Raw genomic sequence first — 20,661 nt, forward strand, 5'->3', positions numbered from 1 at the left:
AAAAGACGGCCGGGGCGGGCAAGGCAAGGAGCCGCCCCGGCCAAGGTCACAGGATGGAAGGAACGCCCCATGACAAGCGTTCCTTCGGGCTTGGTGCAGGCTTGACGAGAGGAGCAAGCCGCGTAAGACTGGCTAATGATAATCATTCGCATGTGCAAGCCCTAAAAAGGAGACCCGCCATGTACAAGTACGTCGACCGCCCGCTGAGCACCCTCGATGAGGGGTGTCGGTTCCTCGTCTGGTCGATGCGGGCGTGGGTCACCGCGATTGCGCAAAAGCGCTGCCCGGCGCAGCTTCTTGCCCCTGCATTCGCGCGCTGGCGGATGATCGGCGGGCTTCAGCCGTTCCACCGCGCCATGGTTCTGCTGAACCGCGACGCGCTGGATACGCTGGCGTTCTGCCCGATGGGCTGCAGTCATGTCTCCGAACACGAAGCGGTGATTCTCGAACTCATCACCTCCCTTCGCGATCGCGGCGCGGTGGCGACTCGCGAAACGCTGGACCTTGTCGTGGCGGAGGAAAGCGTGGGCGACATGCTGGACACGCTGTCGAAGATCGGCGCGGCGCTGGCCGTCGCGGGGATCTTTCCGGGCGAGCCTGTGGGCAATTCCGACACGCGGCATTGATTCGAACGCCGGCGCCGGATCATCGGCGCCAACCTCTGGATAACGCCCCCGCCCGGCTTGCGCGTTGCCGCCCCTGTTTGGCAGGAGCCACGGCGTGAGCGCGAACATCGTCATCGGCACCGCCACCGGCGGCCAGTCGGTAGAGATCGACATCAAGGAACTTCTGGCGACCCGCCTGCTGGTGCAGGGCAATTCCGGGTCCGGAAAGTCGCACCTGCTGCGCCGGCTGCTGGAAGAAAGCGCCTCCATCGTCCAGCAGATCGTCATCGACCCCGAAGGCGACTTCGTCAGCCTGGCCGAGGAATTCGGCCATGTGGTGATCGACGGATCGGCCTATGGAGAGGCTGAGATCGCCCGGCTTGGTGCGCGTATCCGCCAGCATCGCGCCTCGGTCGTGCTGGCGCTGGATGAGCTGGAAATCGACCAGCAGATGAAATGCGCCGCGCAGTTCCTGGGCGCACTGTTCGACGCTCCGCGCGAACAGTGGTATCCCGCGCTGGTGGTGGTGGACGAAGCGCAGATGTTCGCCCCCGCTGCCGCCGGTGAAGTGTCCGAGGAGGCCCGCCGTGTCAGCCTCGCGGCGATGACAAACCTGATGTGCCGGGGCCGCAAGCGCGGGCTGGCGGGCGTCATCGCCACCCAGCGGCTGGCCAAGCTGGCCAAGAACGTCGCGGCGGAAGCCAGCAATTTCCTGATGGGCCGCACCTTCCTCGACATCGACATGATCCGCGCCGCCGACCTGCTCGGCATGGAGCGGCGGCAGGCTGAATCGATTCGCGATCTTGCGCGCGGTCAGTTCCTAGGCCTCGGCCCGGCCATCGCGCGGCGACCGGTTCCGGTGAACGTGGGCGCGGTGAAGACCGGCGCCAAATCGGTGACGCCCGGCCTGGCCCCTCTGCCCACGGCCAGCACCGATGAGCTGCGCGAACTGCTGCACGAAAATCTCCACGTCGAACCGGAGCGGCCGGAGTTCCACCGCCCCCCGCCCCGCACGGACGATGCCGAAACGCTGGCGCGCCGCATCGCCGCTACCGAACTGCTCGAACCCACCACCGCGCAGGCGCGCGAGCGGGAACGTGAACGCGAACGCAATGAGCCCGGCGCCGAGGAAAGCCGCGCGGCCATGATCGAGATCATGAACGCCATGGCCGAGGAGCCGGACTGCACGTTCCAGTCCTCCACCACGCTGTTCCAGGACTTCACCATCCGCTGCCGGATGAAGGGCATTTCCGTGCGCGGGCTGGACGCCACGATGTTCCGCCGGGGCTTCGCCGCCGCGCTGGCCGGGATCGAAGACCCCGACGATGCCCGCTGGGAAGACCTGATAAACCTGTCCAAGCACGTTCCCGACGACGCGCTGGCAACGTTCTACGTGATCGCCCGCGCCGCCATCGACGGCAAGCCCTGCCCTGACGACATGGACCTGGCGCGGATCTACGGCACCAACTCTCCGCGCCGCGTGCAGCGCCTGCTGGACTATCTGGAAAAGGACGGGTTGATCGTGGTGCGCACCGACTTTTCCGGGAAGCGCTCGGTCGGCCTGCCCGATCTTGGCGTGACGACCGCTCCGGTCGAAGCCTGAAAGGCGGGACATGCCAAGGCTGGTCCTGCCGGCCTGCTGCAATGCACCATTATCGATGCAGTTTGTGCACCAGTCGCGCCGAACCCTGCAGAACGGATCATTCCCGATGCGCCGGACTAAACATACTGCGCTAGCGTGCTGCCGTTGATGCAGGGGCAAAGTTGGCATGAGATTCGTCGGACTTGATGCGTGGAGAGCGTTTCTGCTCTGCTATGGCGTACTGGTGCACGCGGCGAACCGCATCCGCATGCTTCCCGATGATCCGATGATCTTCGAAGTCATTCAGTCAACCTCACGAACCGCGCGCATGCAGGCGTTCTTTCTGATTGCGGGCTTCCTTGCCGCCCGGTCGATCGACAAGCATGGGCGCTTCCAGTGGCTGCGAAGCCGGGTGGTGCAACTGCTGGTGCCGCTGATCTTCATCATGGCCACGTTCCAGCGCATGACCGACTGGGTGAACTACGGCGATCCGCTCGCCACGCTGGGCAAAGTCGATCATCTGTGGTTCCTGTTGGTGCTGACGGCGTTCAGCCTGCTGACCGTACTGCTCCAGACACCGCGCCTGCGGCAGTGGATCACGGATATGGTGCAAAAAGCGCAGCACTTGCCTGCCCCCGCCATCACCGGCTGCATCATCGGCGGCACCATTACCCTGGCCTTTGCCGGGATCCTGGCCATGCAGTGCATCTACTTCGCGTTCCCGGCCATCGCACACAAGGATGGCGCGTTTTCCAACTTCTACGTGCTGTCCCGGATATTCGCTATGACCCCCTTCTATCTTCTGGGGCACCTGCTGGCGCAGGACGGCGTCCTGCTGCGCTGCAGGGCGACACCGCTGTTCATCGTCGCGGTCTGTGCGATGGCTGCCTACATCGCGCTCTACGACGATGCGACATACGTGGCGATCGATGTCGCTGGGATACCGCACGCGCTTGTCGCGCTGACCATGCATCTGGCGATGGCAGTGGCCGGTGCCTGCTTTTCCATCGCCATCTTCATCCATGCCCGTTCCGTGCTGCGCGTGCCTACGTCCGTCATGGCGGTATCGAAAGCGTCCTACACCATATATCTCGTGCATCTGTTCTACGTCGCGGCGGCTTTTGTCCTGCTCTCACGGCCGGGGCAGGACCATTATCTGCTGTTCGCCGCGGTCGTCAGTGCGGCCCTGCTGCTGTCCTTCCTGACCCACAAGCTGGTGGCGTCGCAGCCGATCCTGGCATTCCTGGTCAACGGGAAAGGGTTACGCGCCCGCACGCCGATGCCGGCCACAAGCTGATGCGAAATCGTTTCCCCTTTATCGACAGCGAAAGTCGCGCTACGGCCCGCGCATGGCCGACATCATCAACCTGCGCATGGCCCGCAAGGCCAGGGCCCGTGCCGAAGATCAGGCACAGGCACAAGGCAACCGGCTTCGCCATGGCCGCACCAGGGCGGAAAAGGCCCTTGCCGATGCCGAGCGGGACCGGATCGACCGCAACCTTGACGGTTCCAGACGGGAAGACTGATGCGCACGACTTACGAAGACGCCAGCGTGCGCCTCTACCATCTGGACGGTGGTGCCGAAGGCGGCGCCGCGAACACGCTGTTCTACGGGCCGCTGTCCGAAGCCATGCGCATCGCCTCCCTTCAGAGCGAGGACGTGCAGGACGGCCTGTTCATCGCCACCGACAACGACGTGGTGGCTTACGTGGATCTGCTGGAAGGCTGACCTTACCGTCAGACCACCGCCGTCAGAACTTCGCCTGCACGCCCGCCGCCACGTAGTGGTCGCCGACGTTCACCTTGCCGTCCAGAAATGGTGCCAGCGGCATCGCTGCCGTGCCGTAGGCGCGCAGGTCGTTGCCGATCAGGCGCGCGCCCAGGCCGAACGTGAACGACATCGGCAGCGTGTAGGTAGCCTCCACCTTGCCGAAGATTTTCGTGCCGGAACTGTCGCAGCGTCCGTCGCCGACCTGCTCGTCGTCCGAACGGCGGAAGCACTGCGAGTTGTCTTCGTAGTACCCGTCATGGTCGCGCTTGTGGAAGAACGCGCCGACCGCGGGAGTGATCGCGAAACCGCCGTCCTGGATCACCGGCACACCGACGGCCAGTTCGCCGCCCCAGTTGCCTTCCGACCGGGCCACATTGGCCTCGGCGGTGACGGTGGCGGCATTGGCCGGGATGGCGGCGGCACCGGCGCAGATGCACGCAAGGGCGAGCAGACGGATCTTCATGGGGGGCTCCCTGCATTCTTCGAAAAACGATGCAGGTCGGCTAGATTCCCGGGCTTTCGGGGACAAGGGCGGAGCATTCGCCCTGCCCCGTTAAGGACTCGGCTTGCCGCGTCCGGCAGCGTCAGGCCTGGAACATCACTTCGGTGCCGGAATGGATCATCTGCGCCAGCCGCGCCGCGTCCCAGTTGGTCAGGCGCACGCAGCCGTGACTTTCGCTGCGGCCGATCGTCTGCGGTTCGGGCGTGCCGTGGATGCCGTAATGCTCCTTGGACAAGTCCATCCACACCACACCGACAGGGCCATTCGGGCCGGGGGCAAGACGCTTTGCCTCATCCCCCCGATCGGCGTCCCAGAACAGGTCCGGATCATACCGGTAATCCGGGTTGCGCGACGTGCCCTTGATCTCCCAGTGGCCCAGCGGCAGGGGATCGTGGCTGCTGCCGGTGGTCACCGGGAACTGCGCGATCAGGCGGCCCGCCTTGTCGAAGGCCTGCAGCGTGCCTTCGGACTTGTCGACGACAAGCCGTTCCGCGCGCGGCTGTTCGCCTGCCACGCCCAGCCGCTGGAGCGTGTCGGACCAGCCGCGCTCGTCGCCCTCGATCCTTGCCACCGGCACGTTGGGGATCGCCGGCACGCGCACCGTGCTGCCCGCACCGATCCGGGTGCCGTGCCCGTTCAACGCAACCAGCGTGTCGGGCGTGGTGTGGAACCGCTCGGCCAGCGCCTCGGTCAGCGAGCGGTAGCCGAGATGATCGTGCCCGGCCTGCTCAGCGGTCTCGGTCGGCAGGCCGGGCACGAACGGCCCGCGTGCGAAAGCGGCGGGGATCACCACCAGCCGCGTCGCCGCCGTACCCTTGTCGCCATGAAACAGCGCCTGCTGCGTAGCCGGATCGAGTTCCCCGGTGCGGGGCAGGCCGCGCGCCTGCTGAAACCCGCCGAGCGCCAGCTTGTACGATTGCCCGTCCCTGCCGTCGATCACGCCGGGCGAGAAGCCGGCCCGGTCGAGCGCCACCTGCGCGCGCATCAGCAGGCTGTCGGCGGCCTCCGTCGCGCCGCCACCGGGGGCATCGGCGAACGCCAGGGTATCGGTTTTGCCTGCGGGAGCCTTCGCCTGTTCACCCTGCGGCCCGCATGAGGCCAGCAGCACGAAACAGGACAGGCTCAAGGGGACGAGACGTTTCAAGCGGCACCCCGTTTATGGTTCTGTTGCCCTTGAAAACGCCCCAGCCCGGCGAAAGCTCCGCAAACGAAAAGGGCGGCCCCGCAGGACCGCCCTTTTCGTTTGAAGTCCGGCTGAAAACCGAACTTGCGGCACCGGCCCACTCCCCCACCCGGCCTCCCATCGAGGGTACACTGGTGGGAGGCCGGGTGGGGGAGTGGGCCGGTGCCGCTGAAATGCGCCTCAGCGCATTTCAGACCAACGATCAGCCTTCGCTGACGGTCGCCTTGACGATCTTGCCGGGTTCACGCGGCGGTTCGCCCTTGGGCAGCGCGTCGACATGTTCCATGCCTTCGACCACCTGGCCCCAGACGGTGTACTGCTTGTCGAGGAAGGTGGCATCGTCGAACACGATGAAGAACTGGCTGTTGGCCGAGTGCGGCGCGCTGGTGCGAGCCATCGAGCACACGCCGCGAACGTGCGGCTCTGCGTTGAATTCGGCCTTGAGGTCCGGCTTGTCCGAACCGCCCATGCCGGTGCCGTTGGGGCAGCCGCCCTGCGCCATGAAGCCGGGGATCACGCGGTGGAACTTGACGCCGTCGTAGAAGCCTTCGCCGGCCAGTTCCTTGATCCGCTCGACGTGGCCGGGGGCCAGATCGGGGCGCAGCTTGATCTTGACGTCGCCGCCTTCACCGTTGCCGGTGTCGAGCGAGAGGGTGAGAAATTCGTCAGCCATTGCCTGTCTCCATTGTGGCCGGTGCCCTGCCGGGCGCCGGTCGGCTTGGTGCCCGATATAAGGGATGGCACGGCAATGTCACGGGGGAGCATTTCTGCGATCATCTGCACCATTGCCCCGGCGTGCGGCGGCAACGACCGGATCGAGCGCTTAAAATCGCCCGATCCGGCTGCGCCCCCTGTTGCAATTGCAAGATAGCTGCGTAGACCGGCCCGCATGAGCGAAGCGCAATTCAGGCACGACCCGATGGAGGACACGGACGAGGCGCCGCGTCCCGATTCCGCGCCCGAATCCGAATCGCTGGACCAGGACAACCGCCTCAAGCCCGAATTCGTGCGCAGCGTCAAAGACGCGCTGGACGAGGAAGACACCGACCGGGTCTACGATCTGGTCGAAGGGCTGCACCCCGCCGACATCGCCGACCTTTTCGAGCTGTTCGACGAGCGCGAACGCCTGACGCTGGCCCACGCGATCCGCGACCTCATGGGGTCCGAGGTCATCGCCGAGCTGAACGACTGGGTGCGCGAGGCGCTGGTCGAGGCGCTGCCCGCCGACGTCGTCGCCGAGATTGCCGAACAGCTCGACACCGACGACGCCGTCGCCATGCTGGAGGATCTCGACGAGGAGGACCAGCAGGCCGTCCTTGCCGAGATGGAGCCGGAAGACCGCGCCGCCATCGAGTCGGCGCTGTCGTACCCCGAGGAATCCGCCGGTCGTCTGATGAGCCGCGATCTGGTCGCGGTGCACGAATCGATGACGGTGGGTGATCTCATCGATTTCCTGCGCGAACATCGCGAACTGCCGACCGAGTTCTGGGAAGTGTTCATCGTCGATCCGATGCACCGCCCGATCGGCACCTGCGCGCTTTCGTGGATCCTGCGCACCCCGCGCAACATCCCGCTCTACGACGTCATGGCGCGCGACCAGACTCTGATCCCGGCGGAAATGGATCAGGAGGAAGTCGCGCTGCGCTTCCAGAAATACGCGCTGATCTCTGCCGCGGTGGTGGATGGATCGGGGCGTCTGATCGGCCAGATCACCGTCGACGACATCGTCCACATCATTCAGGAAGAAGCGGGCGAGGACGCCCTGCTGCTGTCCGGTGCAGGCGACGGCGACATCAACGAACCGATCCTGCTGACCGTGCGCGCGCGCCTGACGTGGCTGGTGGTCAATCTGGCGACGGCGATGCTGGCGGCGTCGGTCGTCGGCCTGTTCCAGGGCGCGATCACCCGTTTCGCGCTGCTGGCGGTGCTGATGCCGATCGTATCTGGCATGGGCGGCAATGCCGGTACGCAGACGCTGGCCGTGGCCGTGCGCGCCATCGCCACCAACCAGCTGACCGATTCCAACACCATGCGCATGATCCTGCGCGAATTCCGCATCGCTCTTGCGAACGGGGCGGCGCTGGGCCTGCTGATCGGCCTTGGGACGTGGCTGATCTTCTCCAACCCGCTGCTGGGCGCGGTGATCGCATCGGCGATGGTGATCAACAACCTCGTCGCGGGTCTGATGGGCATTCTGGTGCCGGTGACGCTGGACAAGTTCAACGTCGACCCGGCGGTGTCCTCCGCCGTGTTCGTGACGACGGCGACGGACACGATGGGCTTCTTCTCGTTCCTGGGGCTGGCGGTGGTGACCGGGCTGGCTTGACGCGGGCGGCCTGCCGACAGGCAGCACCTTTCACGCTCCCGTCGGAAGCCCTATCTGCATATCATGCCGCTCAACATGACCAAGATCGCCTTTTCCGCCGAAAGCCCCGGATCGCTGCGGGCATGGCTGGAAAGCCACCCGGAAGAGGCGCTGATGACCACCCGCTACCTGCCCACGCGGCATGCGGAGATGATCGGCGGGTCGCTCTACTGGATCTTCGAGCATGCGCTGATCGGGCGTTCGCCCATCCTCGGCTTCTCGCAGCGCGAGGACGGGCGCTGGCACATCCGGCTGGAGCCGCGCCTGATCCCCGTGCAGACCAAGCCCAAACGCGCGCATCAGGGCTGGCGCTACCTCACCGACGAAGACGCCCCGCGCGATCTGGCCGAAGGCGAGACGGCGGGCGACGCGATGCCGCCCAAGCTGGCACGCGAACTGGCGAAGCTGGGGCTGGTATAGCGCGCTAGAGCCGGGTGCCGGGCAAGGCGCTTGCCTGCGCGATCCATCGCACGAAGGCGGCTTCATCGAACGCGTCGTCTTCGTGGATGTGAAAATAGCGCACATCGGCCTGACTGGACTTTTCCGGCGGCGGCGGGTCCAGCAACGCCCCCTTGAAGAACGTGACCTTCACGTATCGCGTGACGCAATGGAAGGCGAGGAACCACTCGCCCGGCGCGGTGCCGTAGAACGGCGTGTTCCATTTCACCGCCTTGCGGACGTCCGGAACGGCTTCGGCCACAAGGACGTCGATCCGCTCGCCGACGCGGCGCTTCCACTCCGGCATCGCGGCGATATAGGCCTGCACCGGCGCGTCGCCATCGCCCTTAGGGATCTGCGGGTTGCCGCCCGACAGCAGACGGGGTTCGGTCATGATCGTTTTCCTACATGCGCGCGGGCCGCTATACTCGCACCGGCTCTTTGCAACGTACAGAAATCTTCGCCCCGGCGGCCTTGGTAAAAGGCCTCTGCCGCATGCCTTTCATCAACTTGTTTCTCGATCCACCCACCAGCGCAGCAGCACATGGGCCACGGCGTGCTTCGGCGGGGCACCGAAAGCACGGCCCTGTTCGCCCACGGCGACGGCGTCCAGCGCATCGATGCACTGGGCGCGGGTGAACCAGCGCACGTCCTCAAGTTCGGTCTCATCGATGACGATTTCCGGACTGTCGGCATAGGCGTGGCAGCCGATCATCAGCGACGAGGGGAACGGCCAGGGCTGGCTGGCAACGTATTCGACGTCGCGCACCCGCACGCCCGCTTCCTCGAACACTTCGCGCGCCACGGCTTCCTCGACCGTCTCGCCCGGTTCGACGAAGCCCGCCAGTGCGGAATAGCGACCTGCGGGAAAGCGCGGCTGGCGGCCCAGCAGCAGCCTGCCGTCATGTTCCACCGTCATGATCGTCACCGGATCGACGCGCGGGAAATGGTCCGTTTCGCAGCCGGTGCAGGTCCGCTGCCAGCCGCCCTTGGCGACGGTCGTGGGCGCACCGCAGACCGCGCAGAAACGGTGCCGCGCATGCCAGCTGACCAGCGACCGGGCGCCGCCGTAAGCCGCCAGTTCGCCCGGCTCCAGCGCGTTCATGGCGTTCCAGCCGGGCGCGCCGGCGGCAGGGATGCCGGGCAGGACTTGCGCGAAACGTCCTTCTCCGTCCTGCAATCCCAGGAACAGCAGTTCCGCCGCCGGGTCCGCTTCTGCCAGCGAGCCCCAGACAAGGCCGCCTTCCGGCCCCATCACCGGGTCCAGCCCGTCCAGCTTCAGCAGGCGGGCACCCGGCCCCATCAGGGCAGCGATGGCGTCCGGGTTGCCGCGAACATGGTCGGCCCGGTCGATGGAGGAGCCGCCGAACGCGATGGCGGGCGATGTCACGGTATCGAGCACCTCAATGTTTCGCCAGCAGGGCCACGACGTCGGCCTTCAGAGCGGTCTGGAATTCGGGAAGCAGGGGCAGCGATTCGGGCGGCATGAACTGGACGAACAGCTGGGATCGCAAGCCGTGGATCATGTCCACCATCGCCACCGTCCCGGCAGCGCCGCCCCAGCCGTAAATGCCCGCCTCCGCACCCTGCCCGACCCGGCCGCCCGCGCCGAAGCCGCCGATGTCCGCAGCCACCGTCACGCCCGCGGGCAGCAGGTTGGATGTGCCCATTGTCACCGCGCTCTCGGCCAGCACGCGCACGCCGCCGATCTCCCCCTTCTGGGCCAGCATGCGCAGGAAGCGGTCGTAATCGCGCGGCGTGCTGGCCAGCCCCGCGCCGCCGAACGGGAAGGCGGGCTTGTCGAGGTAGATGGAGGTCGCGCCTTCGTCGATGGGGGCCAGCACCCCGCCGACTGCGGCATAGTTGGTGGTCAGCCGGTGCGCCTGGGACGCGGGCACGCGGAACCAGGTGCTGGTCATCCCGGCGGGCGCAAAGATCGTTTCGTGAAGGTATTCGTCGAACGGCTTGCCGGTGACCACTTCGATCACGCGCCCCATCAGGTCCAGCCCCATCGAATAGTGCCACGCCGTGCCGGGATCGGCGACCAGCGGCACTTCGGCCAGACGGTCGGCGAACTGCTCAAGCCCCTGCACCGGCTTGCCCCAGTCCAGCCCCGGCGCATTGATGCGCGTGATCTGGCCGGGCACCAGCCCCTTGTCGCGCATCAGCTTGGCGATCGGCCCCTTCTGGACGATGGTATAGCCCAGCCCGGACGTGTGCGTCACCAGATGGCGCATGGTGATCGGGCGCGGTGCCTTGTGCAGTTGCGTGATCGAACCGTCGTAGTTGTCCTGCACTATCATATGGGCATAGCGGGGCAAAACGTCCGCGACCGGCTGATCCAGGCCCAGCCTGCCCTGCGCGATCAGCTGCATCGCGGCCATCGCGGTGACCGGCTTGGTCATGGAATAGATGCGGAACAGGCTGTCTGCCGTCACCGGATCGGCATCGGTGAAGCCTTCGGAGCCGCGCACGACGAACTCCGGCTCCTGTCCCGGCAGGCCGATGGAGGCGACCATGCCGGGGAACTTGCCCGGCCCCACCCACTTCTCCACCACGGCGCGGACATGGGGAATCAGTTCGGGCCGGTCGAGCGCAAAGGCCAGCTTCGGCATCAGCGCGCCAAGGCCGGCAAGGGCGCTCATGCGCAGGATCATGCGCCGGTCGATTGCAGCATTCATCGAGTCGATCATGCGTCCTCCTTTTCCGCGAGCGCCAGGCGCGCGGCCTTTGCAAACAGTGTGGGCAGGCCGGCTTCGTCAAGCCGGTCGAGCGGCCACCATTCGCCTCCCTCCAGCCCGTCGAAGCGTACGCCGCAGTAGACTGAAAGGTTCAGCTCCAGCGCGAAGTGGGTAAAGACATGGGATACCCTGCCCGCGCTTTCCCACGGCCCGGCAAGCGGAGGAAGACCGCTGCCGTCGGCGCGGGCGGCCCAGCCGTCGTCCGGCAACGCGCGCATCCCGCCCAGCATGCCGCTGCCGGGGCGGCGCACCAGCCAGACTTCGCTATCGTTGCGCTCTATCCAATAGGCCCGGCCCTGTCGCACCGCCTTGGCCTTCTTCGCGGCCTTCACCGGCAGGCGAGCAGGATCGCCGCCCAACCGCGCGATGCAGGCCGAAGCGAGCGGGCACAGCAGGCACCGCGGATTGCGCGCGGTGCACACGGTAGCGCCAAGGTCCATCATCGCCTGCGCGAAATCGCCGGCGCGGGCGTCCGGAGTGATTGCATCGGCCCGCGCGCGGATCGTCGGGCGCGATCCGGGCAGCGGTTCCTCAATCGCGAACAGGCGCGAGACGACGCGCTCCACGTTGGCGTCCACTACGACCGCGCGGCGCCCGAACGCAATCGCAGCGACTGCAGCGGCGGTGTAAGCGCCCAGCCCCGGCAGCGCGCGCAGCCCCTCCTCGGTATCGGGGAAAGCGCCCAGCGCCGCCACTTCGCGGGCGCAGGCCAGCAAGTTGCGGGCGCGGGCGTAATAGCCAAGGCCCGCCCACGCGGCCATGACCTGCGCATCGTCCGCCGACGCCAGCGCCTGAACCGTGGGCCAGCGCGCGGTGAACGCAGCGAAGTAGTCCTTCACCGCCGCCACCGTGGTCTGCTGCAGCATCACTTCGGACAGCCACACGCGGTACGGATCGGGCGCCGCAGTACCGGGCAGCGCCCGCCACGGCAGGACGCGGGCATGGGCGTCGTACCAGTCGAGCAGCAGCGATGCGATTGCAGTATCCGAACTGGCGTCCATGCCTTCGCTATGGCATTGGATCGCGGGCAATGGAACGGAATAGCGGCAAAACCCCCGACGAAACGAAGACGCGCAGGACCGGCAAGGCCCCGGCCCTGCGCCAGTACGAGCGGCCACGCGGCGGACAGGCACGGCAGATCTCCGACCTCATGCCCGAAGTGGGGCGCACCGCGTTTCGCCGGTTCGGCTTCGTGCAGTCCAGCGTGGTGTCCCGCTGGCCCGAGATCGTGGGCCCGCGCCACGCCCGGATATGCTCGCCCGAATCGATCCGCTTCCCCCCCGGTGAAAAGAGCGACGGCATCCTGCAACTGGTGGTCGTCCCCGCTCACGCACCGATGATCCAGCACGTCGTGCCCGAGATCATGGACAGGGTGAACCGCTTCTTCGGCTACAACGCGGTAGCCAGGGTGAAACTTCGGCAAGGCGAGGTTAAGGCGCCCCCTTCCACGCAGCAGCGCCCTTCCGCACCGCCTTCGCTGAAACCGGTGCCGTTCGAACTGGGGGAATCGCTGCGCGACATCGGCGACCCGGAACTTCGCGCGGTGCTTGAATCGCTGGCCCGCAGCATGGGCGCGAAAGACAACCAGGAACCCAAGTGATGACCAAGACTGTCCTGCGCTCCGTTGCCGTGGCCGGAACCCTGGCCGCCTGCGCCGCGCTGAGCATTGCCGCCGCGCCCCCGAAGAAGCCCGCAGCCTCAGCGCGCACCAACTGGAACGCGGCCGCAGCGGTCACCACCAACGGCAGCCATCGGCTGGGCAATCCGGAAGCGCCGCTCAAGCTGGTGGAGTACGTCAGCTACACCTGCCCGCACTGCGCGCATTTCCAGAAGGAATCCGACCCGGTCCTGCGGCTGACGATGGTGCCCAAGGGGCAGATCTCGGTCACGGTGACCAACTTCCTGCGCAACCCGATCGACCTGACCGTGGCGATGCTGACCAACTGCGGCGATCCCAAGCGCTTCTTCGCACGCCACAACGCCTTCTTCGCCTCGCAGGAAAAGTGGCTCGCCAAGGCCGAAGCGACCAACCGCGAACAGCAGAAGCGGTGGTACGAGGGCGATTATCCCACCCGCATGCGCGCCATTTCCAGCGACCTGGGCTTCTACGACCAGACCGCCGCCTGGGGTCTCAGCCGGGCGCAGACCGACCAGTGCTTTGCCAGCAAGGCGACGATGGACCAGTTGAAGGTGCAGCAGAGTGACGTGCAGTCGCTCGGTCTGCAGGGCACCCCGAGCTTTACCCTGAACGGCCAGCTTCTGGACGGGCACGACTGGGCGACGGTATCCAGGGCGATCACCGAAAAGCAGGCCCAGCAGCGCGCCGGCAACATCTGATTGCACGAGAGATTGTGGAAGACCGGCTACAAATCCGGGCTTTGATACTTCGTTTTCCCCCCGCCTTGGGCTAGCACTTTGCCCGCATGCATGGGCCATACGCCCGTGCACCCCGATCCATACGAAGGATTCGCCTGCCGATGACCCGTACCCGCTTTCGTTCGCTCGCACTCGGCCTCGTGGTCGCTCCGCTCGCGCTTGGCCTCGCCGCATGCGGCAAGAAGGACGAAGACGCGACCGCAGCCCCCACGACCGGCGCTCCGGTGGCCAATGTCGCCGCGCCTGCAGGCAAGTCGTGGGTCGACACCGTCAACAAGACGGCAGAAGGCGGCTATCGACTGGGCAACCCCAACGCACCGATCAAGCTGGTGGAATACGGCGCGCTGTCGTGCTCGCACTGCGCCGTGTTCGCGCAGCAGGGCTTCGAAACGATCCGCGACAAGTACGTCGCCAGCGGCCGCGTCAGCTATGAAATGCGCTATTTCATGCTGAACGCGCTGGATATTCCGGCCTCGCTGCTCGCCACCTGCAGCACCACCGAAGCCGTCATTCCGCTGTCCGAGCAGTTCTGGGCCTGGCAGCCCAAGATGTTCGAGAACATGCAGGCCGCCAGCAAGGATCGCCTCGCCGCGATCGACGCGCTGCCCAAGGACAAGCAGCTGGCCGCCATCTCCGACGTTGCCGGCATGACCGAATTCTTCGCCTCGCGCGGGATCGCCCGCGATCAGGCCGCCGCCTGCCTTGCGGACACCGCCAAGGCCCGCGCTCTGGCCGACCAGACGCAGAAGGCGACCGAGGCGTACAACGTCACCGGTACGCCCACCTTCATCATCAACGGCAACAACGTCGGTTCGATGGAGTGGGACAAGCTGGAAGAAAAGCTCAAGGACGCCGGCGCGCGCTGATACCGGTCGTTTGATCGACGTGAACTGACCGAAACTCGATGCGCATCCACCGGCTCAAGCTCAGCGGCTTCAAAAGCTTTGTAGAGCCGGCGGAACTGCGCATCGATCCGGGGCTGACGGGCGTCGTCGGCCCCAACGGCTGCGGCAAGTCCAACCTGCTCGAAGCGATCCGCTGGGTCATGGGCGAAAGCTCTCCCAAGTCGATGCGCGGCGGCGGGATGGAGGACGTCATCTTCGCGGGGACCGACAAGCGCCCGCCCCGCTCCTTCGCCGAAGTCGTGCTAAAGGCCGACACTGCGCCCAACGCCGACGGCCTGCGCGACGAACTCGAAGTCGTGCGCCGGATAGAGCGCGGCGCGGGCAGCGCCTACCGCATCAACGGGCGGGACGTGCGCGCCAAGGACGTGGCGCTGATCTTTGCCGATGCCGCCACCGGCGCGCACAGCCCGGCGCTGGTGTCGCAGGGCCGGATCGCCGCCGTCATCGCCGCCAAGCCCGCAGAACGCCGCGCCATGCTGGAAGAGGCAGCGGGCATCGCTGGCCTCCACGTCCGCCGCAAGGACGCCGAGCAGCGCCTGCGCGCGACCGAAACGAACCTGGCCCGGCTCGACGACATCATGGCCAGCCTCGACAAGCAGGTCGGCACGCTGCGACGGCAGGCAAAAGCGGCGGAACGCTATCGCGCGCTCACCGAGCAGATCCGCCTTGCCGAAGCCCGCGTGGTCTTCGCCCGCTGGCGCGAGGCTGCCGCCGCTGCCGATGCCGCGCGAAAGGACGCGCAGGCCGCCGAAACCCGCGTCGCCACGGCGCAGGCGCTGACCGCTGAAGCACAGGCCCAGCAGGCCGCCGCCGCGCAGGCGCTGGCCGAGGCACGGGACGAACTGGCCGACCGGCGCGATGACGCCAATGCGCAGGGGCATCGTCTGGCCACCCTCACCAGCCAGCTCGAAGCAGCAGAGCAGCGGCTCGCCGACCTCGACCGCCAGCGCACCCGGCTTGAGGAAGACCGCCGCGACGCCGACCGCCTGACCCGTGACGCCGCCGAAGCGCTGGCCCGGCTTGAGCGCGAACTGGCCGAGGGGGAAAAGCAGCTGGCTGCCGATGAGGCGCTGCGCCCCCGCTTCGCCAATGCAGTGGACGGCGCGGAGCAGGCCAGCCGCGCCGCCGAACTCGATCTGGCACAGGCCACCGCAAAACAGGCGGGCGTCGAGGCGGAATGGCGCATCGCCGACGCCGAACTGGCCCAGGCCAAAAGCCGTCAGGCTCGGCTGGCGCAGGAGGTCGCGCGGATCGAGGGCCAGATCGCCGCCCTGCCCGACCTTGCCGATCTGGAAAGCGCCATCGCCGCCGCGCGTGGCAATGCCGCCGATGCCGCCGTCGCCCTTGCCCGTTCGCGTGATGGGCTGGAGGACATGCAGGCGCGCAAGGCTGCACTTCAGGCTGACCGCGATGCAGCCGCCTCGGCGCTGGCAGGCGCGCGGGCCGATCTTACCGGCATCGAACGCGAACACGCCGCCCTCCTGCGCGACCGGGAAGCGCGGGCCAAGGGCGCCAGGGCCGCGCATGGCCTGCCCGTGGCCATCGATGCCGTGCGCGCCGCACCCGGCTATGAACGCGCGGTCGCCGCCGTGCTGGGCCGCGATGCCAAGGCGCCGCTGGGCGCGGTGCCGGGCGCCGACGGGCGTTTCTGGACCGGTGCCACCGCGCCGGACCCGGTGCCGGACAGCCTTGCCGCCCATGTGCTGCAGTGCCCGCCGGAACTCTCCGCGCGGCTTGCGCTGGTACATGTCGTGGATGAGGACGACGGGCGCGCGTTGCGGCCCGGCGAATGGCTGGTGACCCGCGCGGGCGTGCTGCGCCGCTGGGACGGCTTCGTGGCGCGGGGCGAAGGCGCAGCGGAAGCGGCGCGGCTGGAAGCGGAGAACCGCTTTGCCCAGTTGGACGCAGAACTGCCGCCGCTGCGCGATGCGGTCCGCTCCGCCGAGGCCCGGCAAGGCACGGTGCAGCAGGAACTGGCCGACCTGTCATCGCGCGTAATCGCCGCCGAACGCGCTATCGCCGCTGCCGCCGAGGGCGAACGCACCGCCCTGCGCGTCGTCGATCAGGCCGAGGATGCACGGGCACGGCAGCAGGCGCGGCGCACCGAACTCGACGCCACGCTGGCCGAAACCGCCGACCGGCGCGCGGGGCTGGATGCCGAAGTCGCCACCGCAGAGGCCAAGCGCGCCACCCTGCCCGATCCGGCGGCCGGCCGCGCCGAACTGCAGGCGGCGCAGGCTCGCAACGTCGATGCCCGCTCGGCGCTGCAGCATGCGATGGCGGCGCTGGCAGGGCACGATCAGGCGCTGGCTGTCGCGCGGGAACGTACGACCGCCCAGCGCGCGGATATTCGGGGCTGGCAGGCCCGCTCGGGCGATGCCGCCAGCCGCCTTGCGCAGATGGCGGGACGGCTGGAGGAGATCGAGACTGAACGTGCGATCGTCGCTGCGAAGCCGGCCTCGCTGATGACGCAGATCGAGCAGGGAGAGGCGATCCGCCTGCGCCTTGGCGAGGAACTGAAGCGGGCAGAAGCTGCCGTCGGCGCCGCTGCAGAGGGCGCCCGACAGGCCGACACCACGCTTGCCGCGGCGCAGGAAACTCTTGCCGCCGCCCGCGAGGCCCGCGCTGGCGCCGCTGCCCGTGCCGAGCACGAGGACCAGCGCCGGATAGAGACCAATCGCCTCTCGGGCGAGCGCTTCCAGTGTCCGCCCCCGGTCCTGCCCGAACGCTTCGCCTTCGTGCCCGCAGACGTTGGCAGCGCCGAGGCGGAAGGCTCCGGCATGGACCGCCTGACCGCCGACCGCGAACGCATCGGCCCGGTCAACCTTGTCGCCGCCGACGAACTGGCCGAAGCGGAGGCACAGTTGGGTCTGTCGGTGACGGAAAAGGCCGAGCTGACCGAAGCGGTAAACCGCCTGCGCGGCTCCATCGGCAACCTCAACCGCGAGGGCCGCGAACGCCTGCGCGCCGCGTTCGAAGCGGTCGACGGGCATTTCCGCCGCCTATTCCAGCAGCTGTTCCAGGGGGGACAGGCCCACCTCGCCCTCGTCGATTCGGACGATCCGCTGGAGGCCGGGCTGGAAATCTATGCCCAGCCCCCCGGCAAGCGCCTGCAGTCGCTCACCCTGCTGTCAGGCGGTGAACAGGCGCTGACAGCCGTGGCGCTGATCTTCGGCCTGTTCCTGACCAACCCGGCCCCCATCTGCGTGCTGGACGAAGTCGATGCCCCGCTGGACGACGCCAACATCGAGCGTTTCTGCGATCTGCTGGAGGCGATGACCCGAGAAACCGACACGCGCTATCTGGTGGTCACGCACAACGCCGTGACGATGAGCCGCATGCACCGCCTGTTCGGCGTGACGATGGTGGAAAAGGGCATATCCCGCCTCGTCAGCGTGGACCTTGGCGGCGCGGAGGAACTGCTGGCGGCGGCGGTCTAGCCGATCACCCCAGCACGAAACGCGGCCCCGGCCCCTGCGCGCCTGCGGCATCGTCGGCGTTGTAGAGACGGCATTTCGTCAGGCTGAGGCAGCCGCAGCCGATGCATTCGTCCAGCTTGCGGCGGGTGAGTTCCAGCAGCGCGATCTTCTCGTCAATGGACTGACGCATGGACCGGCTGATGCGCTCCCAGTCGGCCAGTGTCGGGGTGCGGCCCTGCGGCAGGTCGGCCAGTTCGCGCTCGATCTCGGCCAAGACCAGCCCAAGCTTCTGGGCGATCAGGATGAAGCTGACGCGGCGGATGTCCGAGCGCAGGAACCGCCGCTGGTTGCCGGCCGTGCGCAACGCCTGCAACAGGCCCTTTTCCTCGTAAAAGCGCAACGCCGACACCGCGACGCCGGTGCGCCGCGCCAGTTCGCCGATGGTGATGAAACGGTCCGCGACCAAGTTCGACCCCTTGCTGAAAGCGCTTGATCTCAAGTTAGGTTGAGGTTGCACTTATGCCAAGCCGGCTGATTCGCCGGTGACGCAGGAGACAAAGAATGGCCCAGGGCCGCCTCGAACATGCCAACATCACCGTCAGCGACATCGAGCGCTCGTCCGCCCTGCTGCAGGATCTGCTCGGCTGGCACGAACGCTGGCGCGGCCCGGCCATCAACGGCGGCGAGACGATCCATGTGGGCGGAGATTTCAGCTATATCGCGGTCTACACCGACCGCAGGGAGCGCCCCCGCTTCGGCAAGGGCGCACCGCTCAACCACGTCGGACTGGTTGTGGACGATCTGGACGCGGCGGAACGCGTGGTCGTCGACGCCGGGTTGCAGCCGTTCAACCACGACGACTACGATCCGGGGCGGCGCTTCTACTTCTTCGACTGGGACGGGATCGAGTTCGAGCTGGTCAGCTACGACTGACGGTCAGATCACGCCCGCGTTGCCGACAACCCAGCACGCCAGCGCCATGACCAGCCCGGCGTCGCGGTTGGAGCGGAAGCGGGCCAGCGCGTTCTCACCGTCGGCAGGGTCCAGCGTGGTCACCTGGAAACCCAAATGCAGCGCCATCGGCACCAGCGCCACCAACGCCACCCAGTCCGGTCGCATCGTCCAGAACGCCATGGCCCACAGAGCCAGCGCCAGCGCATAGAACGCGCCCACACCGCCCTTCACCCGCGCGCCCAGCCGCCGGGCGGAGGAGCGGATGCCGACGATCGCGTCGTCTTCTATGTCCTGAATCGCATAGATCGTGTCGTAACCGATGCACCACACGATGGAACCGAGGTAAAGCAATGCCAGCGCTTCGAGATGGTCGCTACGAATCTCGATCCAGCCGACCAGCGCGCCCCAGGTGAACACCATGCCCAGCCACGCCTGTGGCCACCAGGTGATCCGCTTCATGAAGGGGTAGGCCGCGACGAGCCCCACGCTGCCGAGCGCCACCAGCTGGGCCTGCGGGCGCAGCTGGAACAGCACCACCAAGCCGATCGCGCAAAGCATGAACAGCCACGTCCACGCGGCGCTCTTGCTGACGCGACCGCTTGCGACGGGGCGCTGCGCGGTGCGCGCGACCCGGCGGTCAAGGTCGGCGTCGACGATATCGTTGAGCACGCAGCCCGCGCCGCGCATGGCGATGGAGCCGATCAGCAGCCATATGATAAGCCGCCACTGATCCTCGCCGCCTGCCAGCAGTACGCCCCAGGTGCAGGGCCAGAACAGCAGCCACCAGCCGATCGGCCGATCAAACCGCGCCAGCATCGCGAAGTCGCGAAACGGCTGCGGCAGCATCGACACCAGGCCACGGTGCTGGCTGTCAGGGACGAGCGAGGGTTCGATCATCGCGCGGTGAATAGTGCATCGCGTGCGTTCTGTCATGTCTTCATGGTGTCTTGTGAACATATGTTGGGGCAACATTGCGTCTGGCGGGCCAAGCGGCGACAAGGCGGCTCGAACATTGAGGACCCTGCCGCCGATGCCCGCCACTCCCGCCTGGCCGCCCCGTTCCGCGCCGCGCCTGTTCGTACCCGGTCCGCTTGCCGAAGGCGGGCAGATCACGCTGGACGGGCAACAGGCGCATTACCTGAGCAAAGTGATGCGAATCGCGCCGGGCGATGCGGTGATCGCCTGCGACGACGCGACCGGCGAATGGGCCTGCGAAGTGGTCTCTGCCGGAAAACGCGACGTCGTCCTTTCCGTCCGCATGCGCCTTCGCCCGCGCGAGGACGTGCCCGACTTCGTGCTGTGTGCCGCACTGCTCAAGAAGCCCAACTTCGATCTGGTACTGGAAAAAGCCACCGAACTGGGCGTGGCGGCGGTGCGGCCGGTGGTGACCCGGCGCTGCGTGGCGGACAAGCTGAACCCGGAACGCGCCCTCACCATCGTGACCGAAGCGGCGGAACAGTGCGCCCGCACCGCCCTGCCCCAAGTGGAGACACCTGCCAAGCTGGACGCCTTGCTGCGTGACTGGCCCGAGGACCGCGCGCTGTTCTTCGCCGACGAACAGGGCGGCGCCCCCGCCGCTGCCGCCTTCGCCGGGCATGATGGTCCCGCCGCGCTGCTGATCGGTCCCGAAGGCGGCTTCGACGAGGACGAGCGCGCGCTGGTCCGTGCCCATCCTCAGGCCCGCCCGATCACCCTCGGCCCGCGCATCCTCAGGGCCGAAACCGCCTGCATCGCGGCCACCGCGCTGTGGATGGCGGTGGCGGGCGACTGGTCTTTGGGCGAACAATAAACTGATCGGTATAAAAAGTTGTGGCGCGGTT

Annotated in this window: 22 protein-coding genes; 13 read left to right on the top strand and 9 right to left on the bottom strand. The window is 67.3% G+C overall.

The window, feature by feature from the left end:
- Positions 1-179 precede the first annotated feature (179 nt).
- From GGR40_RS17695 to GGR40_RS17715, 5 genes are all read left to right on the top strand, one after another.
- A complete protein-coding gene (locus GGR40_RS17695) occupies positions 180-626 on the top strand; it encodes a hypothetical protein (RefSeq protein WP_429277575.1) in 447 nt (148 codons plus the stop codon).
- A gap of 94 nt (positions 627-720) precedes the next feature.
- Positions 721-2,208: a helicase HerA domain-containing protein gene (locus GGR40_RS17700; protein ID WP_429277576.1), complete on the top strand. Its 1,488-nt coding sequence runs from the start codon at positions 721-723 to the stop codon at positions 2,206-2,208.
- A gap of 166 nt (positions 2,209-2,374) precedes the next feature.
- A complete protein-coding gene (locus tag GGR40_RS17705; RefSeq protein WP_429277577.1) occupies positions 2,375-3,484 on the top strand; it encodes an acyltransferase family protein in 1,110 nt (369 codons plus the stop codon).
- 52 nt (positions 3,485-3,536) lie between these two features.
- Positions 3,537-3,713 (top strand): DUF4169 family protein, encoded by a 177-nt coding sequence (locus tag GGR40_RS17710; protein WP_429277578.1) that lies wholly within the window; start codon positions 3,537-3,539, stop codon positions 3,711-3,713.
- The gene (locus tag GGR40_RS17715) at positions 3,713-3,916 is read left to right on the top strand and encodes a hypothetical protein (RefSeq protein WP_232491583.1); all 204 of its coding nucleotides are present in this window, start codon (positions 3,713-3,715) and stop codon (positions 3,914-3,916) included. Before GGR40_RS17710 ends, GGR40_RS17715 begins: the two co-directional genes overlap by 1 nt.
- Before the next feature lie 22 nt (positions 3,917-3,938).
- Here GGR40_RS17715 and GGR40_RS17720 read toward each other — a convergent pair whose 3' ends face one another.
- From GGR40_RS17720 to GGR40_RS17730, 3 genes are all read right to left on the bottom strand, one after another.
- Entirely contained in the window at positions 3,939-4,421 is a 483-nt protein-coding gene (locus GGR40_RS17720; protein WP_429277579.1) for a hypothetical protein, read from the bottom strand.
- A gap of 121 nt (positions 4,422-4,542) precedes the next feature.
- On the bottom strand, positions 4,543-5,586 hold the full coding sequence (locus tag GGR40_RS17725) for a L,D-transpeptidase family protein (RefSeq protein WP_429277580.1): 1,044 nt from the start codon (positions 5,584-5,586) through the stop codon (positions 4,543-4,545).
- 259 nt (positions 5,587-5,845) lie between these two features.
- Positions 5,846-6,316, bottom strand: coding sequence for a peptidylprolyl isomerase (locus GGR40_RS17730; protein ID WP_429277581.1), 471 nt, complete (start codon positions 6,314-6,316; stop codon positions 5,846-5,848).
- A gap of 246 nt (positions 6,317-6,562) precedes the next feature.
- On the opposite strand from GGR40_RS17730, the gene mgtE reads away from it, so the two are divergent.
- Both mgtE and GGR40_RS17740 read left to right on the top strand, forming a co-directional pair.
- Positions 6,563-7,969, top strand: coding sequence for a magnesium transporter (gene mgtE, locus GGR40_RS17735; RefSeq protein WP_429277636.1), 1,407 nt, complete (start codon positions 6,563-6,565; stop codon positions 7,967-7,969).
- A gap of 63 nt (positions 7,970-8,032) precedes the next feature.
- Complete coding sequence (locus GGR40_RS17740) at positions 8,033-8,428, top strand: DUF1489 family protein (protein ID WP_429277582.1); 396 nt, start codon at positions 8,033-8,035, stop codon at positions 8,426-8,428.
- Positions 8,429-8,432: 4 nt separating this feature from the next.
- On the opposite strand, the gene GGR40_RS17745 is transcribed toward GGR40_RS17740, so the two are convergent.
- From GGR40_RS17745 to GGR40_RS17760, 4 genes are all read right to left on the bottom strand, one after another.
- Positions 8,433-8,840, bottom strand: a complete 408-nt coding sequence (locus tag GGR40_RS17745) for a DUF1801 domain-containing protein (protein WP_429277583.1) — start codon at positions 8,838-8,840, stop codon at positions 8,433-8,435.
- Positions 8,841-8,951: 111 nt separating this feature from the next.
- The gene (nudC, locus tag GGR40_RS17750; protein ID WP_429277584.1) at positions 8,952-9,836 is read right to left on the bottom strand and encodes an NAD(+) diphosphatase; all 885 of its coding nucleotides are present in this window, start codon (positions 9,834-9,836) and stop codon (positions 8,952-8,954) included.
- A 13-nt stretch (positions 9,837-9,849) separates the two neighbouring features.
- Positions 9,850-11,139 carry a serine hydrolase domain-containing protein gene (locus GGR40_RS17755; RefSeq protein ID WP_429277585.1) on the bottom strand — a complete coding sequence of 430 codons (1,290 nt, stop codon included), beginning with the start codon at positions 11,137-11,139 and terminating at the stop codon, positions 9,850-9,852.
- A complete protein-coding gene (locus tag GGR40_RS17760) occupies positions 11,136-12,188 on the bottom strand; it encodes an A/G-specific adenine glycosylase (protein WP_429277586.1) in 1,053 nt (350 codons plus the stop codon). Before GGR40_RS17760 ends, GGR40_RS17755 begins: the two co-directional genes overlap by 4 nt.
- 29 nt (positions 12,189-12,217) lie before the next feature.
- On the opposite strand from GGR40_RS17760, the gene GGR40_RS17765 reads away from it, so the two are divergent.
- From GGR40_RS17765 to GGR40_RS17780, 4 genes are all read left to right on the top strand, one after another.
- A complete protein-coding gene (locus tag GGR40_RS17765) occupies positions 12,218-12,787 on the top strand; it encodes a DUF721 domain-containing protein (RefSeq protein ID WP_429277587.1) in 570 nt (189 codons plus the stop codon).
- Positions 12,787-13,524 carry a DsbA family protein gene (locus tag GGR40_RS17770; RefSeq protein ID WP_429277588.1) on the top strand — a complete coding sequence of 246 codons (738 nt, stop codon included), beginning with the start codon at positions 12,787-12,789 and terminating at the stop codon, positions 13,522-13,524. The genes GGR40_RS17765 and GGR40_RS17770 overlap by 1 nt, the downstream gene beginning before the upstream one ends.
- A 140-nt stretch (positions 13,525-13,664) precedes the next feature.
- Complete coding sequence (locus GGR40_RS17775) at positions 13,665-14,429, top strand: DsbA family protein (RefSeq protein WP_429277589.1); 765 nt, start codon at positions 13,665-13,667, stop codon at positions 14,427-14,429.
- A gap of 38 nt (positions 14,430-14,467) precedes the next feature.
- On the top strand, positions 14,468-17,908 hold the full coding sequence (locus GGR40_RS17780) for an AAA family ATPase (RefSeq protein WP_429277590.1): 3,441 nt from the start codon (positions 14,468-14,470) through the stop codon (positions 17,906-17,908).
- Positions 17,909-17,912: 4 nt separating this feature from the next.
- On the opposite strand, the gene soxR is transcribed toward GGR40_RS17780, so the two are convergent.
- Positions 17,913-18,353 carry a redox-sensitive transcriptional activator SoxR gene (soxR, locus tag GGR40_RS17785; protein WP_429277591.1) on the bottom strand — a complete coding sequence of 147 codons (441 nt, stop codon included), beginning with the start codon at positions 18,351-18,353 and terminating at the stop codon, positions 17,913-17,915.
- A gap of 95 nt (positions 18,354-18,448) precedes the next feature.
- On the opposite strand from soxR, the gene GGR40_RS17790 reads away from it, so the two are divergent.
- On the top strand, positions 18,449-18,820 hold the full coding sequence (locus GGR40_RS17790; protein ID WP_429277592.1) for a VOC family protein: 372 nt from the start codon (positions 18,449-18,451) through the stop codon (positions 18,818-18,820).
- Positions 18,821-18,823: 3 nt separating this feature from the next.
- On the opposite strand, the gene ubiA is transcribed toward GGR40_RS17790, so the two are convergent.
- Positions 18,824-19,738 (bottom strand): 4-hydroxybenzoate octaprenyltransferase, encoded by a 915-nt coding sequence (ubiA, locus tag GGR40_RS17795; protein WP_429277637.1) that lies wholly within the window; start codon positions 19,736-19,738, stop codon positions 18,824-18,826.
- A gap of 133 nt (positions 19,739-19,871) precedes the next feature.
- Between ubiA and GGR40_RS17800 the strand changes: the two genes are divergently transcribed.
- Positions 19,872-20,630, top strand: coding sequence for a 16S rRNA (uracil(1498)-N(3))-methyltransferase (locus GGR40_RS17800; protein ID WP_429277593.1), 759 nt, complete (start codon positions 19,872-19,874; stop codon positions 20,628-20,630).
- The last annotated feature ends 31 nt before the right edge of the window (positions 20,631-20,661 follow it).

The sequence above is a fragment of the Novosphingobium gossypii genome (genome assembly GCF_050433305.1).
GTDB lineage: Bacteria > Pseudomonadota > Alphaproteobacteria > Sphingomonadales > Sphingomonadaceae > Novosphingobium > Novosphingobium gossypii.